The 13,988-nt window shown below is 67.3% G+C and carries 13 protein-coding genes; 6 read left to right on the top strand and 7 right to left on the bottom strand.

Features of this window, described 5'->3' with window-relative positions:
• Positions 1–51: 51 nt before the first annotated feature.
• Entirely contained in the window at positions 52–498 is a 447-nt protein-coding gene (locus EIP75_RS19235) for a hypothetical protein (RefSeq protein ID WP_125244910.1), read from the top strand.
• A 189-nt stretch (positions 499–687) separates the two neighbouring features.
• Here the strand turns inward: EIP75_RS19235 and EIP75_RS19240 are convergent, their stop codons facing one another.
• Both EIP75_RS19240 and EIP75_RS19245 read right to left on the bottom strand, forming a co-directional pair.
• Positions 688–2,082, bottom strand: a complete 1,395-nt coding sequence (locus EIP75_RS19240; protein ID WP_125244911.1) for an ATP-binding protein — start codon at positions 2,080–2,082, stop codon at positions 688–690.
• Positions 2,079–2,819, bottom strand: a complete 741-nt coding sequence (locus EIP75_RS19245; protein WP_125244912.1) for a response regulator — start codon at positions 2,817–2,819, stop codon at positions 2,079–2,081. The genes EIP75_RS19240 and EIP75_RS19245 overlap by 4 nt, the downstream gene beginning before the upstream one ends.
• A 191-nt stretch (positions 2,820–3,010) precedes the next feature.
• Here EIP75_RS19245 and EIP75_RS19250 point away from each other — a divergent pair, with 191 nt between their 5' ends.
• Both EIP75_RS19250 and EIP75_RS19255 read left to right on the top strand, forming a co-directional pair.
• Positions 3,011–3,556 (top strand): DUF2147 domain-containing protein, encoded by a 546-nt coding sequence (locus EIP75_RS19250; RefSeq protein WP_125244913.1) that lies wholly within the window; start codon positions 3,011–3,013, stop codon positions 3,554–3,556.
• Positions 3,553–4,752, top strand: a complete 1,200-nt coding sequence (locus EIP75_RS19255) for a cytochrome c biogenesis protein DipZ (RefSeq protein ID WP_125244914.1) — start codon at positions 3,553–3,555, stop codon at positions 4,750–4,752. Before EIP75_RS19250 ends, EIP75_RS19255 begins: the two co-directional genes overlap by 4 nt.
• Before the next feature lie 18 nt (positions 4,753–4,770).
• On the opposite strand, the gene EIP75_RS19260 is transcribed toward EIP75_RS19255, so the two are convergent.
• From EIP75_RS19260 to EIP75_RS19275, 4 genes are all read right to left on the bottom strand, one after another.
• A complete protein-coding gene (locus tag EIP75_RS19260; RefSeq protein WP_125244950.1) occupies positions 4,771–4,962 on the bottom strand; it encodes a YbdD/YjiX family protein in 192 nt (63 codons plus the stop codon).
• Positions 4,963–5,051: 89 nt separating this feature from the next.
• Complete coding sequence (locus tag EIP75_RS19265; protein WP_125244915.1) at positions 5,052–7,139, bottom strand: carbon starvation CstA family protein; 2,088 nt, start codon at positions 7,137–7,139, stop codon at positions 5,052–5,054.
• Positions 7,140–7,310: 171 nt separating this feature from the next.
• Positions 7,311–7,949 carry a response regulator gene (locus EIP75_RS19270; RefSeq protein ID WP_125244916.1) on the bottom strand — a complete coding sequence of 213 codons (639 nt, stop codon included), beginning with the start codon at positions 7,947–7,949 and terminating at the stop codon, positions 7,311–7,313.
• On the bottom strand, positions 7,946–9,394 hold the full coding sequence (locus EIP75_RS19275; protein WP_125244917.1) for a cache domain-containing protein: 1,449 nt from the start codon (positions 9,392–9,394) through the stop codon (positions 7,946–7,948). The genes EIP75_RS19270 and EIP75_RS19275 overlap by 4 nt, the downstream gene beginning before the upstream one ends.
• Positions 9,395–9,596: 202 nt before the next feature.
• Here EIP75_RS19275 and katG point away from each other — a divergent pair, with 202 nt between their 5' ends.
• The 3 genes from katG (at position 9,597) to EIP75_RS19290 (ending at position 13,511) form a co-directional block, all read left to right on the top strand.
• The gene (gene katG / locus EIP75_RS19280; RefSeq protein WP_125244918.1) at positions 9,597–11,801 is read left to right on the top strand and encodes a catalase/peroxidase HPI; all 2,205 of its coding nucleotides are present in this window, start codon (positions 9,597–9,599) and stop codon (positions 11,799–11,801) included.
• Positions 11,802–11,862: 61 nt separating this feature from the next.
• Positions 11,863–12,444 (top strand): D-Ala-D-Ala carboxypeptidase family metallohydrolase, encoded by a 582-nt coding sequence (locus EIP75_RS19285; RefSeq protein WP_125244919.1) that lies wholly within the window; start codon positions 11,863–11,865, stop codon positions 12,442–12,444.
• Positions 12,445–12,554: 110 nt separating this feature from the next.
• The gene (locus tag EIP75_RS19290; protein ID WP_125244920.1) at positions 12,555–13,511 is read left to right on the top strand and encodes an SDR family oxidoreductase; all 957 of its coding nucleotides are present in this window, start codon (positions 12,555–12,557) and stop codon (positions 13,509–13,511) included.
• Between the two features lie 59 nt (positions 13,512–13,570).
• Here EIP75_RS19290 and EIP75_RS19295 read toward each other — a convergent pair whose 3' ends face one another.
• A complete protein-coding gene (locus EIP75_RS19295) occupies positions 13,571–13,966 on the bottom strand; it encodes a YgaP family membrane protein (RefSeq protein WP_125244921.1) in 396 nt (131 codons plus the stop codon).
• Positions 13,967–13,988 lie beyond the last annotated feature (22 nt).

Consider the following 13,988-nt stretch of genomic DNA (forward strand, 5'->3'; position numbering starts at 1 on the left):
CGCCGATCTTGCACGCTCATCACCGTCCTCACCGCCCACAGGAATCCGCCCATGACGAACGACATCACCCGCGAACAACTGCTGGCGCGCCAGCCGCAGGACTACCTTCGAGATGGCCTGAGCACCGCGGCGGGCACCCTGCGCCCCGAACTGTCGGGCATGCCCGCCTTTGCCGTGGCCACGCAGCTGGACGAGGCCATGGCATCCCCCCAGGAAGTGGCTCTCACGTTCGAGATGCTCAAGCAGGTGCTCGGTGTCTCCGAGGGCGGCGCAGGCCCGGCCGGTGAGCGCTTCCTCGCGGCCTCGCGCGAAGCGCTCGACCATGTGGCGCGCCTGCTGTCCAAGGTCAACAACATCGTGCTGGACGGCTGGCTGGAAGATTGCGCCCCTTTCGTCAAGACCGAGGCAGACATCCAGGCCTTCATCGCCCTGTTCCAGGCGGTGCTGCAGCAATACACCGCCTTGCAGGCCGTGAAACCCTCCGCCGAAGGGGCCTGAACGGACGCCAGGCCCCCGAAGGTGGCTGTGTGCCGCGTTTTGAGGCAGCCCAACCCCTCCCCAGGGGAAAAAGCACTTCCCCCACCCTTCTCCCCGCCTTCCGCACAAAGTTATCCACAGCATCGGTGGACAACTTGTGGCGATGCTTCGGCAAGCGTTTGCCGATCATTGAAGCGCACGCGCCACGGGTCAACGGCCAGGAACGTCACCAGGGCCAGGCTGCGGCAGGGTCAGCAGTGCCTCCAGGCCACCGCCGTCCCGGTTGCGCAGGCTCAGTCGTCCGCCCAGGGCCTGCGCCAGCCTCTGCGCGATGGCCAGGCCCAGTCCACTGCCGCCCGTGTCCGCGTTCCGCGAGGCCTCCAGTCGGACAAAGGGCTCGGTGATCCGGGCCAGTTGGCCCACCGGCACACCCGGTCCGCGGTCCCGCACGACGATCTGCACCACTGCGGCCCCCTGGGTCGCCACGGCCTGCGCCGACAGCTCGGCCGCGCCAGCGAACTTCAGCGCGTTGTCCACCAGGTTGCCCACGATGCGCTGCAGGGCCAGCGGACGTGTGGTCAGCACCAGCGTGGACGGAGCCTGCAGCATCACCGGCCGCCCCGCATCGGCGTAGTCGCAGACCAGGCCGTCCAGCAGCGCGTGCAGGTCCACCCGACAGGCGGGCTCGGCGCTGGCGTGCACACTTCGTGCGTAGGCCAGCCCCTCCTCCACCAGCCGCTGCATGCCCAGCAGATCGGCCTGGAACTTCTCGCGCAGTGACTCATCGATCAAGGCCTCGGTGCGCAGGCGCAGCCGGGTGATCGGCGTCTGCAGATCGTGGGAGATGGCTGCCAGCAATTGCAGGCGCTCGGCCATGTGCTCCCTGATCCGGGTCTGCATGGACTGGAATGCGGCATGGGCGCGGCGCACCTCGGCCGGCCCTGTCGCGTCAAATGGCGGCAGCACATCGGCCTGCGGGTCGGCGCCCAAGCGGTCGGCGGCCTGCGCCAGTTGGACCAGGGGGCGCGTGGCCAGGCGCACCGCCCAGGCCACGCAGGCGCCCAGCACCAACAGTTGCGCCAGCAGCAAGGCAGCATTGGCCGCGCTCACCCCTCGCATGGGCGCGGCCAGGTGCACGGTCAGCGGCGTGCCGTCTGCCAGCCGCATCCGGATCACCGCACCCCGATCACCTTCGGGCACCAGGCCCTGGACGCGGCCGTCCCCCAGACGCTGGCGCAGTTCCAGCGCCAGCGCCTGGGCCATGGCCGTGGGCTCGGTGCCAGGGGGCACCACGGCGGCTTCGTCGCGCAGGGCCAAACGGTAGTTCGGCCGCGACAGGGGTTCCAGCCACGCAGCGCGCTCGGCCGCGGGCAGGCGATCCAGCACGCCCACCGACGAGGCGAGATCGCGTGCCACATAGGCGTGCATCATCGTGTCGGCCAGCCCCTGGCGCTCGCGCATGATCGAGGCCAGCGACAGCGCATACGCCAGCACCAGCCCCCCGAGCAGGATCAGTGCGATGCGCCAGCCCAGCGTGCGGGGCCACCATCCGCGCCGTGCCTGGGCGCGGGCATCAGGCAGGTCTTCTTCAACGGCCGCGCTCATGCCGCACGCCCCCGGCCATCGACCTCGGCGCAGAACACATAGCCCTCACTGCGCACGGTCTTGATGTAGCGCGGCTCGCGTGACTCATCACGCAGACGGCGGCGCAGGCGGCTGATCAACAGGTCGACGGAGCGGTCCAATGGATCGGCATCTCGCCCCTGCGTCAGGTTGAGCAGTTGGTCGCGCGTGAGCACGCGCTGCGGATGATCGATCAGCACCATCAGCAGCCGGTACTCACCGCCCGTGAGCGGCACCACCGTGCCCTGGGCGTCCAGCAGGTGGCGCGCCGTGGTGTCCAGCCGCCAATCGCCGAAGGCCAGCTCCTTGGCACCCAGCGCCTGGCGCAGGTTGGGCGGCAGCATGCGCGTGCGGCGCAGCACAGCGCGGATGCGGGCCAGCAGCTCACGCGTGGCGAAGGGCTTGGCCAGGTAGTCGTCGGCGCCCATCTCCAGGCCCAGCACGCGGTCGGCCTCGTCGCCGCGCGCGGTGAGCATCAGCACGGGGATGTGGGCCTCGCCACGCGCACGCAGATCGCGGCACAGCGACAGGCCGTCCTCGCCGGGCAGCATCAGGTCCAGCACGACCAGGTCGATGCGGTGGTCGGCCAGCACCTGGCGCATCTCGCGGCCGTTCGCGGCAGTGCTCACGCGGTAGCCGCTGGATTCCAGGTAATCGCGCAGCAGGCCCAGCAAAGACCGGTCATCGTCGACCAGCAGCAGGTGATCAGGAATGTCCATGGACGCTACCTTAAGCGCTGCCGAAAGGTCTGCTAGGCCAATCACACGTGGCAAGCGAGGATTTTTGTATCGCAGTTTGTCTGTCGTGGCCGTGGACACACGGGCTTGCCGATCGAAGGCCGACGGGACAAACGCCCGATACGGGCCGGCTTTGCAATGGAGCCTTCTTCACCATCGACCAGGAGCACCCCATGACCATCCACCTTGCCCCATCCCCACATTGGGCGCCGCCACGGCGCGAGGTGCTGCGCGTGTGTGCCGCACTCTGTGTCACGGTGCTGATCGGTGGCACGGCCATCGCCCAGGCCGTGCCACCGCCCAGCAGCCCGGCGGGCCGATGGATCACCGCCAGCGGCAATGTGGAGGTGGACGTGGCCCGCTGCGGCCCAGCCTGGTGCGGCACCATCACCCGCGTGCTGAGTCAGCAGTCCATGAGCCGACCAGGCGAGGTGATGACCCCTGCCGACACCCGCCCCGCCTTGGGCATGACCATCCTGAAAGACTTTCTGCCGGAAGACGAGGCAGCGGAGGGCAGCCCCGTGGCCCGATGGCAGGGGCACATCTACAACCGCGAAAACGGCAAGACCTACCGATGCCTGATGTCGCTGGACGCCACGGGTGGCCTGGTGCTGCGCCCCTTTGTGGGCCTGCCGATCTTCGGCAAGACACAAGTGTGGCGACGCCTTGATGCCACCAGCGCGGCCACGCCCGTCACCTCTCGGGAGGGGCAGCCATGAGCCTCGACCTCGCACAAACCGCCCTGGCCGGTGGCGCGGGCTTCGCCACCGTGGCCAGCCCATGCGTGCTGCCGCTGCTGCCGGCCATCGTGGGCATTTCCACCCAGGGCGGTCGCCTGCGGCCGCTGGCCATCGTACTGGGCTTCGTGCTCAGCTTCGCGGGCGTGGCCTTGCTCTTCGGTGCCTCGGCCCAGGTGCTCGGCCTGTCGGCGCAGGCCCTGCGCGACGCGGCTGCCATCGCCCTGCTGATCACCGGCGTGCTGATGCTGTGGCCGCCACTGGCCGACCGCCTGATGGCCAGCTTGTCCCGTCCGTTGGGCTGGTTCACCGAGGGAGCTCAACGCCTGGGCGCACAAGATCGCGGAGGCCTGGGCGGCGGCGTGCTGCTGGGCGCTTCGCTGGGTGTGCTGTGGACACCCTGCGCAGGGCCGGTGCTGGCGTCGATCCTGGCCCTGGCTGCCGGGGCTGGCACACCCGCGCAATCCGCCCCTTTGCTGCTGGCCTATGCCGCTGGCGCAGGCCTGCCCATGCTGGCCCTGGCACATGGCGGGCGCTGGGCCACCACACGGCTGCGCCCGCTGGCGCGGCATGCCGGGCGACTGAGGCAGGCATTCGGCACGATGGTCGTGGCCACGGCGGCAGCCATGCTGGCGCAGGTGGACACCCAGGCCGCCGCCTGGCTGGCCCGCACGGTGAGCTCTGCCGCCACGTCAGCGGGCGAGGCCCTGGTGCCTGCGGCCCAAGCTGCCCCGGTGGACGTGGGCGAACACGCGCCCGAATTCACCGGCCTGGGCCCCTGGATCAACAGCCCACCACTGAGCCTGGCCCAACTGAAAGGCAAGGTGGTGCTGGTGGATTTCTGGACCTACGCCTGCGTCAACTGCATCCGCACCCTGCCGCACCTGCAGCAGTTGCACGAGCGCTACGCCAGGCAGGGCCTGGTGATCGTGGGAGTGCATTCACCGGAGTTTGCGTTCGAGCGCGACACCGACAACGTGCGCGCCGCCATCAAGCGCCACGGCCTGACCTACGCCGTGGCGCAGGACAACGGCTTCGCCACCTGGACCGCGTGGCGCAACCTCTACTGGCCCGCCCAGTACCTGGTAGGACCTGACGGGCGCGTGGTGATGCGGCACTTTGGCGAAGGCGGCGAGGCCGCGCTGGATGCTGCGATCCAGCGGTTGCTGGCACGTTGATACCAGCTCATGGCCTCGTCAGCAGCACTTCCCGGCGCCGCCACCGTAACGAGCCTCCAGCCGCTCCCGGAAGAAGGCCTCGTAGCTCATGGGCTCCTTGTCGGGGTGCGTGCGCTCCATGTGGTTGAGGTAGGTGTCGTAATCGGGCATGCCCACCATCAGGCGCAGGCTCTGGCCCAGGTAACGCCCCGCCTGCCCGAGCGAACCCATCCAGCGTTTTGCGCCGGTGGGTTCGCCCGGGTCGGCCGGCTTGGTCTGCCGGCCGTGCGAGAAACCTTCGCTCATGAAACGCTCCGGCCTCAGCCTGCGGCGCCGGAAGCCTGCAAGGCCTCGGCCGGCAGCCGCTGGTAAGGCGTCTCGCTGGAGGTGGCCTTGCTCTGGTTGCGCGCCTGCAGGCATGCCTTCACGCTGTAGATCAGCACCGTCAGCACCACGAACAGGAAGAGCATGCACAGGCCGGCATTCAAGCGGTTGTTGAAGATGATCTGCGACATGGCTTCAGGCGTCTTGGCCGGGGCCAGCAGCAGCCCTTCGGACAAGGCACGTGCATAGCGATCAGCACTGGCCAGGAAGCCCACCTTCACATCCGACGAGAACACCTTGAGCCAGCCTGCCGTCAGTGTGCAGGCCAACAGCCAGATGGTCGGCACGATGGCCACCCAGGCGTAGCGCTCGCGCTTCATCTTGAACAGCACCACGGTGCCCAGCATCAGCGCCACGGCGGCCAGCATCTGGTTGGCGATGCCGAACAGCGGCCACAGGGTGTTGATGCCACCCAGCGGATCGACCACGCCCTGGTACAGGAAATAGCCCCAGGTCGCCACGCACAGGCCGGTGGCCAGCAGGTTGGCCGGCAGGCTCTCGGTGCGCTTGAGCGCCGGCACGAAGGTGCCCATCAAGTCCTGCAGCATGAAGCGGCCCGCCCGGGTGCCCGCATCCACCGCTGTCAGGATGAACAGCGCCTCGAACAGGATGGCGAAGTGATACCAGAAGGCCATCATGCCGTCGCCGCTGATCACCTGGTGCAGGATCTGCGCCATGCCCACGGCCAGGGTGGGCGCGCCACCGGCACGGGCCAGGATGGTGTTCTCACCCACGTCCTTGGCGGTCTGGATCAGCACATCTGGCGTGATCACGAAGCCCCAGGTCGACAGCGTGGCGGCCACGGCCTCGGGCGTGGTGCCCACCAGTGCCGGAGGGCTGTTCATCGCGAAGTAGATGCCCGGGTTGATCACCGAGGCAGCCACCAGCGCCATCACGGCCACGAAGGATTCGGCCAGCATGCCGCCGTAGCCGATGAAACGGGCGTGGGTCTCGTTCTCGAGCATCTTGGGCGTGGTGCCCGACGAGATCAGCGCATGGAAGCCCGACACCGCGCCACAGGCGATGGTGATGAACAGGAAGGGGAACAGGCTGCCCGACCACACCGGGCCATTGCCCTGCGCGAACTGCGTGACGGCAGGCATCTTCAGTTCGGGTGCCACGATGAGGATGCCGATGGCCAGGGCGATGATGGTGCCGATCTTGAGAAAGGTAGACAGGTAATCGCGCGGGGCCAGCAGCAGCCACACGGGCAGCGTCGCGGCGATGAAGCCATAGGCGATCAGCATCCAGGTCAGGGCCTTGCCGTCGAAAGTGAAGGCGGCGTTCCAGACCGGGTTGTCATGCACCCACTGGCCACCCACGATGGCCAGCATCAGCAGCACGAAGCCGATGATGGAGACCTCGCCGATGCGGCCGGGCCGCAGGTAGCGCACATACACGCCCATGAACAAGGCCACGGGAATCGTGGCCCCCACGGTGAAGGTGCCCCACGGCGAGTGCGCCAGCGCCTTCACCACGATCAGGGCCAGCACCGCGAGGATGATGATCATGATCATGAAGGCGCCGAACAGGGCCACGATGCCTGGGAAGGTGCCCATCTCCTGCTTGACCAGGTCGCCCAGCGAGCGGCCATCACGGCGGCTGGAGATGAACAGCACGATGAAATCCTGCACCGCGCCGGCGAACACCACGCCGGCCAGCAGCCACAGCAGCCCCGGCAGGTAGCCCATCTGCGCCGCCAGCACCGGCCCCACCAGGGGCCCCGCCCCCGCGATGGCCGCGAAGTGGTGGCCGTACAGCACGTACTTGTTGGTGGGCACGTAGTCGAGCCCGTCGTTGTGCGTCCAGGCCGGCGTACGGCGTGTGGCGTCCAGCTGCAGCACGCGCGTGGCGATGAACAGGCTGTAGTAGCGGTAGGCGATCAGGTAGACGCACAAGGCGGCCACCACCACCCACAGGGCGCTGATCGTCTCACCGCGGCCCAGTGCCACGGTAGACAGGGCAAACGCACCCAGGATGGATATCAGCAGCCACACTCCGTGGCGCTTCAGTGTTGCAGTCATGGTCCTCGTCTCCTCTTGTGGGTGGGCCATGCAGGACGCACCGCTGGCCAGGGCTGCGGCAGTCTCGCCCAAGCACCCTCACGGCGCATCCGTCGTGCTGCGCAGGCTCTGCGCGTGGGAGCACGTACTCGATAACCCTTACAAGGGGGATCCCGTAGGCCCAGCAAGGCCTCAGTCGCGGGTGTGTTCCACCGCGTACTTGATCAGCTCGGCCTGCCCTTCGATGCCCAGCTTGCGCTTGATGCTCTGACGGTGGGTCTCGACCGTGCGCACGCTCACATCCAGATCACGGGCGATCTGCTTGCTGCTGTGGCCCTGCCCCAGGGCCTTGAGGATTTCGGCCTCGCGCGGGGTGAGCACGGGCTTGGGTTCGGGCCGGCTGAAGAGGCGCCCCGACACCGCCGGGCTCAGGTAGGTGCCGCCTGCGGCCACCGTGTCGATGGCGCTGACGATGTCACTGGCCGGCGCGTCCTTGAGCACATAGCCCCGCGCCCCGGCCTGCAGCGCGCGGTGCACGTATTCAGGGTTGTCGTACATGCTGAGCATCAGCACACGCAAGCCCGGGTACTGGGCCAGCAAGGATGCTGTCAGGTCGATGCCGTTGGTGTCCTTCATGCCCACGTCCATCAGCACCAGGTTGGGCGCCGTCTCTGGCGTGGCGGCCGCCATCCAGGCCCAGGCCTCTTCGGCGCTGCCTGCTTCGCCCACAGAGGCGATGGCCGGCAGCATGCCCAGTCGCAGCCGCAGGCCATCGCGTACCAGGGGATGGTCGTCCACGATCAGCAGGCGGATCGTCGCGGCAGGGGTCATGTCAGGTGTCCAGACGGTGGGCTTGGGATGGAGCGCAAGGCCTTGCGCGGCACCGTGGCCATCACCAGGGTGCCATGCACGGCATCTTCGAAGCCTGGCTGCATGGGGCCTACCCGTTGATCGGCATGCACCTCCAGCCGTCCACCGATCGCAGCCAGCCGCTCGCGCATGTTGCGCAGGCCGATGCCCGCCGTGGGGTGGGCGCTCACGGCATCCACATTGAATCCGCGGCCATTGTCGTTGATGCGCAGTTCGATGTGCCCGGGCTCGAACGCCAGGCTCAGGTCCACCTCGGTGGCCTGGGCGTGCTTGGCCACGTTGGTCAGCGCCTCTTGCGCCACGCGGAACAGCACGGTCTTGACTTCATCGGGCAGCTCGATCTCGGCGCCTTCCGTGTGCGCATCGATGCGCAGCTTGGCGTGCTGACCGAACTCCGAGGCCAGGTGCGCCAGTGCGGCGGGCAGGCCGAGGGTGTCCAGCAAGGTCGGCCGCAGGCTGTGGGACAGGTGGCGCACCTCGTGCAGGGCATCGTTCAGGCGCTTGAGCGCCTGTGCCAGGGTGCCGGGCGGTGTCTGGCCCCGGCTTTCCAGCTCGACCACCGCTGATTCGATCAGCAGCTTGCCGGCCACCAGGGTCTGGCTGGTGCCGTCGTGCAGCTCGCGCGCCAGGTGGGCCCGCTCTTCTTCCTGTGAGCGCACCACCTGCCGGGCCATCAAGCGCAGCTTGGCATCGGCCTGGCGGTGCTCGCGCAGGTTCAGCATCAGCCCGATGATGCTGATGCCCACCGTGCCGCCCGCCGCCAGGGCCATCAGCCAGCCCAGCGTGGTGCGGATGCTGTTGTTCATCTCCGTGTCCAGCTCGGTCAGCGTGGCCTGGATGTCGTCGAGGTACAGGCCCGTGCCCACCATCCAGCCCCAGGGCGGCAACAGCTCCACGTAGCCCAGCTTGGGCGCCATCTGTCCGCTCGAGGGCTTGCGCCACAGGTAATCCACATAGCCGCCACCGGCCCTGGCCTCGGCCAGCAACAGCCGGATGGTGTAGCGCCCTTGCGTGTCGGTCAGGTTCCAGAGGTTGCGGCCGATCAGCTCTGGCTGGCGTGAATGCATCAGCACCGTGCCTTGCTGGTCGTACACGAAGAAGTAACCATCGTGGCCGTAGTTCAGCGTCTCCAGCAAGTGCAGGGCCCGGCGCTTGAGCTCGGCCTCGGCCTCTGGTGTGCGCTGGGCTGGCGGCAGTGAGGTGGCCAGCGGCTGCAGATTGCCCACGGCCAGGTCCACATAGTTGCGCAGCTCGATGCGGCGCGACTTCATGTAGGCCTCTCGCACCAGCGTCTGCGTCTGGCGGGCCAGCGTGCGTTGCTGATCGAGCACCGACACGCCGATGGCCAGCAGGCTCAGCAGCAGCGGAAGCACGGCCAGCAGAACGATCTTGGCCTTGAGTTGCATAAGGTGAAAGGAAGAGTCCTGGGGCGCGCGGGTCGGACGATGCTACCCCAGCGTCGTGCAGACCCGACAGCGGCACGGCCAGACGGGCGACAAGAACACCCTCCTTTCGGCCCCCTATCCGTTCCATAGAAATTCTTGGGTTGCCCCTGCCAAGGCCAACTTTTAGACTTCGTTCGTTGCCCCTTGTTACCAGGAGAAGAACATGACGACCGAAGCCAAGTGCCCCTTTGCCGCAGGCACCAAAGCCCCCGCCCGCATCCGCAGCAACACCGACTGGTGGCCCAACCAGCTGAACCTGGCCATCCTGCACCAGCACTCCCCGCTCTCCAACCCCATGGAGAAGGATTTCGACTACGCCCAGGCTTTCAAGAGCCTGGACCTGGACGCCGTGGTCAAGGACCTGACCGCCCTGATGACCGACTCGCAACCCTGGTGGCCCGCCGACTACGGCCACTACGGTCCCCTCTTCATCCGCATGGCCTGGCACTCGGCCGGCACCTACCGTTTGGCCGATGGCCGTGGCGGCGGCGGATCTGGCACCCAACGCTTCGCCCCGCTCAACAGCTGGCCCGACAACGGCAACCTGGACAAGGCCCGCCGCCTGCTGTGGCCCATCAAGCAAAAGTACGGCCGCAAGCTGTCATGGGCCGACCTGATGATCCTGGCCGGCAATGTGGCCCTGGAATCCATGGGCTTCAAGACCTTCGGCTTTGCCGGTGGCCGCCCTGATGTGTGGGAGCCCCCCATCGACATCGACTGGGGCCCGGAGGCCGAGTGGCTGGCCACCAGCGACAAGCCCAACAGCCGCTATTCCGGCAACCGCGAGATGGCCAATCCGCTGGCGGCTGTGCAGATGGGCCTGATCTATGTGAACCCCGAAGGCCCGGACGGCAACCCCGACCCGGTGGCCTCGGGCCGCGATGTGCGCGACACCTTCGCCCGCATGGCGATGGACGACGAAGAGACGGTGGCCCTGGTGGCCGGCGGCCACACTTTCGGCAAGGCGCACGGCGCTGGCGATCCCAGCCTGGTGGGCGCAGAGCCCGAAGGCGGCCTCGTCGAAGACATGGGCCTGGGCTGGATCAACAAGTTCGGCGGCGGCCACGGCGTGCACACCACCACCAGCGGCATCGAAGGCGCGTGGAAGCCCAACCCCACCACCTGGGACAACGGCTACTTCGACACCCTGTTCGGCCACGAGTGGGAGCTGACCAAGAGCCCGGCTGGCGCCCACCAGTGGCGCGCCAAGGATGTGAAGCCCGAGGACATGATCCCCGACGCGCATGATCCGTCGATCAAGCATGCGCCCATGATGACCACGGCCGACCTGTCGCTGCGCTTCGACCCGATCTACGAGAAGATCTCGCGCCGCTTCCACCAGAACCCGGCCGAGTTCGCCGATGCCTTCGCACGCGCCTGGTTCAAGCTGACCCACCGCGACATGGGCCCGCGTGATCGCTACCTGGGCAAGCTGGTGCCGCAGGAAGTGCTGGTGTGGCAGGACCCGATCCCGGCCGTGAACCACCCCTTGGTCGACGACAAGGACATCGCTGCGCTGAAGGCGCAGGTGCTGGCCTCCGGCTTGAGCATCTCGCAGCTGGTGAGCACGGCCTGGGCCTCGGCATCGACCTTCCGCGGTGGCGATAAGCGCGGTGGCGCCAACGGAGCCCGCATCCGCCTGGCCCCGCAGAAGGATTGGGAAGTGAACCAGCCGGCCGAACTGGCCCAGGTGCTGGCCAAGCTGGAAGCTGTGCGCAAGGCCTTCAACGACGCGCAGACCGGTGGCAAGCAGATCTCGCTGGCCGACCTGATCGTGCTGGGCGGCAGCGCCGCGGTGGAAGCCGCTGCCAGGGCCGCAGGCCAGGACGTGACCGTGCCCTTCAGCCCTGGCCGCGCAGACGCTACGCAAGATCAGACCGATGTCGCATCCTTCGATGTGATGGAGCCCAAGGCCGATGGCTTCCGCAACTATGTGCGCCAGGGCCATGAAGCCGGGGTGGCCGAACGCCTGGTGGACAAGGCACAGCTGCTGACCCTGTCCGCACCCGAGATGACGGTGCTGGTGGGCGGCCTGCGCGTGCTGGGCGCCAACGCGGGCCACACGAAGCACGGCGTGTTCACGCAGCGCCCGGGCACCCTGAGCAATGACTTCTTCGTGAACCTGCTGGACATGGGCACGGTGTGGAAGCGCACCGAGGCAGACCAGAACGTGCTGGAAGGCAAGGACCGCGCAACGGGCGCCACCAAGTGGACAGCCACCGTGGCCGACCTGGTGTTCGGATCCAACTCGCAGCTTCGGGCACTGGCCGAGGTGTATGGATCCAGCGATGCACAGAGCGTGTTCGTGCGGGACTTCGTGGCCGCGTGGACCCGGGTGATGAACCTGGATCGGTTCGATCTGGCCTGATCAGCGCCCGAGGGCGGTTGATGTCTAATGGGGCCGGTCTTGTACCGGCACTCACTCAGGCATGAACCGCCTTTTCTTGTTTCTGCTGTTGATACTGCCTTGCCACTGGGCATGGGCTCACGAAGCACGTACCGACGCATTGTTCGAGCAATGGCGCACCGGCCGCGAGGCACAGGTTCAGGCTTTCGAGGCGTTCTTGCGTGGTGAGCAGTTGAGTGACGTGATCCCGCTGGCGCACCTGCTGCGCACGGCCAGTGATTGGCAGCGTTGCCGTGCCGATCCTTTCGAAGTGCCACCGCCATCGAACTGGCCTGACGTGGCCTCTACCTTGCGTCTGGTGGCAGAGCTCAAGCGGCGTCAACTGTTGCCGCCGTTCGAAGTGCATTCGGCTTACCGAAACCCGGCACTGAATGAATGCGCACACGGTGCAGAGCAAAGCGCCCACAAAACGCATTTCGCGCTGGACATCGTCACTGCAGGCGATCAATCAGCATGGCTGGCGAGTCTGTGCCAGTTCTGGCGCAACGAAGGCCAGCGCTGGCACATGGGCCTCAGCCGGTATTCATCCGGTCGCATCCACATCGACACCAAGCGCTATCGCACTTGGGGAAACATCGGCAAGGCGCCTTTGTGCGCGCAGTAGCCAAACCACCTTTGCGCCCCCCGGTGCTGACAGCCCTGCTCCCGCTTTCTACCAGGGAGGTATGGCGTTTGCCACAGGCGTTGAATCCACTTGCAGAACAGGAGCACGCCATGAGCCAGCCAACCCTCAAGCCTCTCAACCAGCAGGTCATCGTCATCACCGGCGCCTCCAGCGGCATCGGCCTGGCCACCGCGCTGGCTGCGGCGCAACAAGGCGCAAAGCTGGTGCTGGCCGCCCGCAGCCGGGCCACGCTCGACGAGATCGCCGCGGGCATCAACGCCGATGGCGGCGAGGCGATCACGGTGCAGGCCGACGTGGGGGACCGTGCGCAAGTGGAGGCCATTGCGACAGCCGCCATCGTGCGCTTCGGCCGCATCGACACCTGGGTCAACGATGCCGGCGTGTCCATCTATGGCCGCCTGGACGAGGTCAGCGACCAGGACAGTCAGCGCCTGTTCCAGACCAACTTCTGGGGGGTGGTGCATGGCTCGCTGGTCGCGCTGCCCTATCTGCGAGCCCACGGTGGTGCCCTGATCAACGTGGGGAGCGAGGCCTCGGATGCGGTGATCCCGCTGCAGGGCATGTATTCGGCCAGCAAGCATGCGGTAAAGGGATTCAACGATGCGCTACGTATCGAGTTGGAAGCCGATGAAGCCCCCGTGTCCGTGACGCTGATCCAGCCCACCGCGGTGGACACGCCCTACCCTGAGCATGCCGGCAATTACCTCAGCCAGGAGCCGATGCTGCCCTCGCCCATGATCGAACCCGAGAAGGTGGCCAGCGCCATCCTGGATGCGGCCACCAGCCCCACCCGCTCCGTGAAGGTGGGCGCCATGTCGGTGATCAACACGGCCCTGTCCAAGGTTCTGCCGGGCGTGGCCGACTCCATGGCCAAGATGCAGTTGGGCCGCCAGCAACGCAACGAGGTGCCGCATGCCCGAGACGGCTCGCTGTACGAAGCCAGTGAAACAGGACTGATCTACGGGCGGGGTCAGCAGAACAAGGCCGATCCGGATCGGGCTCGCCAGACCAACGTTCGGCGGCACGCTGTGGTGGATGGAGACTGAACGCTGCCCGCTGCGTGGACCTGACAGCAACGCGCCGGCATCGGCTGCCATGCATGTCGTCAACTGCGCAGCAACGCCTTCAGGCGAGTACGCTCTTCGTTGATCTCATCGGCCGTGCGCACACCCAGGCGTCGGAACACCGGCAAGGGCGGGCACCAGCCTTGAATGGCGTGCTGCAGCAGGAAGCCGGCGACGCCAGCCGGCAGGAATAACCACCTGCGGTCACCACCGGCAGCCAGCGCCGTCCCTGTCAGGATCAGGGAAGCCGCCCCGGTTTCAAGGCAGCGCTCCACATCCCATTCCTTGTCCAGGGCGTCCAGGCGTCGCTGTATCGCGGCCGGCCCCTGCTGCGCCAGCAGGATGACACGGGCCAGCGTCTCCGCATGGATGGCCCGGTCAACTTCCGGGGCGGTGTTGTCAGGAACTCGCCGTGCAGTAGGGGTGATGAGGGACATGCGAAACCTCTTTTCTGATGGG

This window comes from Aquabacterium soli (assembly GCF_003933735.1).
GTDB lineage: Bacteria > Pseudomonadota > Gammaproteobacteria > Burkholderiales > Burkholderiaceae_C > Aquabacterium > Aquabacterium soli.

Bases quoted from the DNA above. Each gene is read 5' to 3' on its own strand.
- EIP75_RS19245 (WP_125244912.1), bottom strand. From the start codon at position 2,819: ATGGACATTCCTGATCACCTGCTGCTGGTCGACGATGACCGGTCTTTG.
- katG (WP_125244918.1), top strand. From the start codon at position 9,597: ATGACGACCGAAGCCAAGTGCCCCTTTGCCGCAGGCACCAAAGCCCCC.
- EIP75_RS19260 (WP_125244950.1), bottom strand. From the start codon at position 4,962: ATGGGTTCGCTCGGGCAGGCGGGGCGTTACCTGGGCCAGAGCCTGCGC.
- EIP75_RS19285 (WP_125244919.1), top strand. From the start codon at position 11,863: ATGAACCGCCTTTTCTTGTTTCTGCTGTTGATACTGCCTTGCCACTGG.
- EIP75_RS19250 (WP_125244913.1), top strand. From the start codon at position 3,011: ATGACCATCCACCTTGCCCCATCCCCACATTGGGCGCCGCCACGGCGC.
- EIP75_RS19240 (WP_125244911.1), bottom strand. From the start codon at position 2,082: ATGAGCGCGGCCGTTGAAGAAGACCTGCCTGATGCCCGCGCCCAGGCA.
- EIP75_RS19235 (WP_125244910.1), top strand. From the start codon at position 52: ATGACGAACGACATCACCCGCGAACAACTGCTGGCGCGCCAGCCGCAG.
- EIP75_RS19270 (WP_125244916.1), bottom strand. From the start codon at position 7,949: ATGACCCCTGCCGCGACGATCCGCCTGCTGATCGTGGACGACCATCCC.
- EIP75_RS19255 (WP_125244914.1), top strand. From the start codon at position 3,553: ATGAGCCTCGACCTCGCACAAACCGCCCTGGCCGGTGGCGCGGGCTTC.
- EIP75_RS19275 (WP_125244917.1), bottom strand. From the start codon at position 9,394: ATGCAACTCAAGGCCAAGATCGTTCTGCTGGCCGTGCTTCCGCTGCTG.
- EIP75_RS19265 (WP_125244915.1), bottom strand. From the start codon at position 7,139: ATGACTGCAACACTGAAGCGCCACGGAGTGTGGCTGCTGATATCCATC.
- EIP75_RS19290 (WP_125244920.1), top strand. From the start codon at position 12,555: ATGAGCCAGCCAACCCTCAAGCCTCTCAACCAGCAGGTCATCGTCATC.
- EIP75_RS19295 (WP_125244921.1), bottom strand. From the start codon at position 13,966: ATGTCCCTCATCACCCCTACTGCACGGCGAGTTCCTGACAACACCGCC.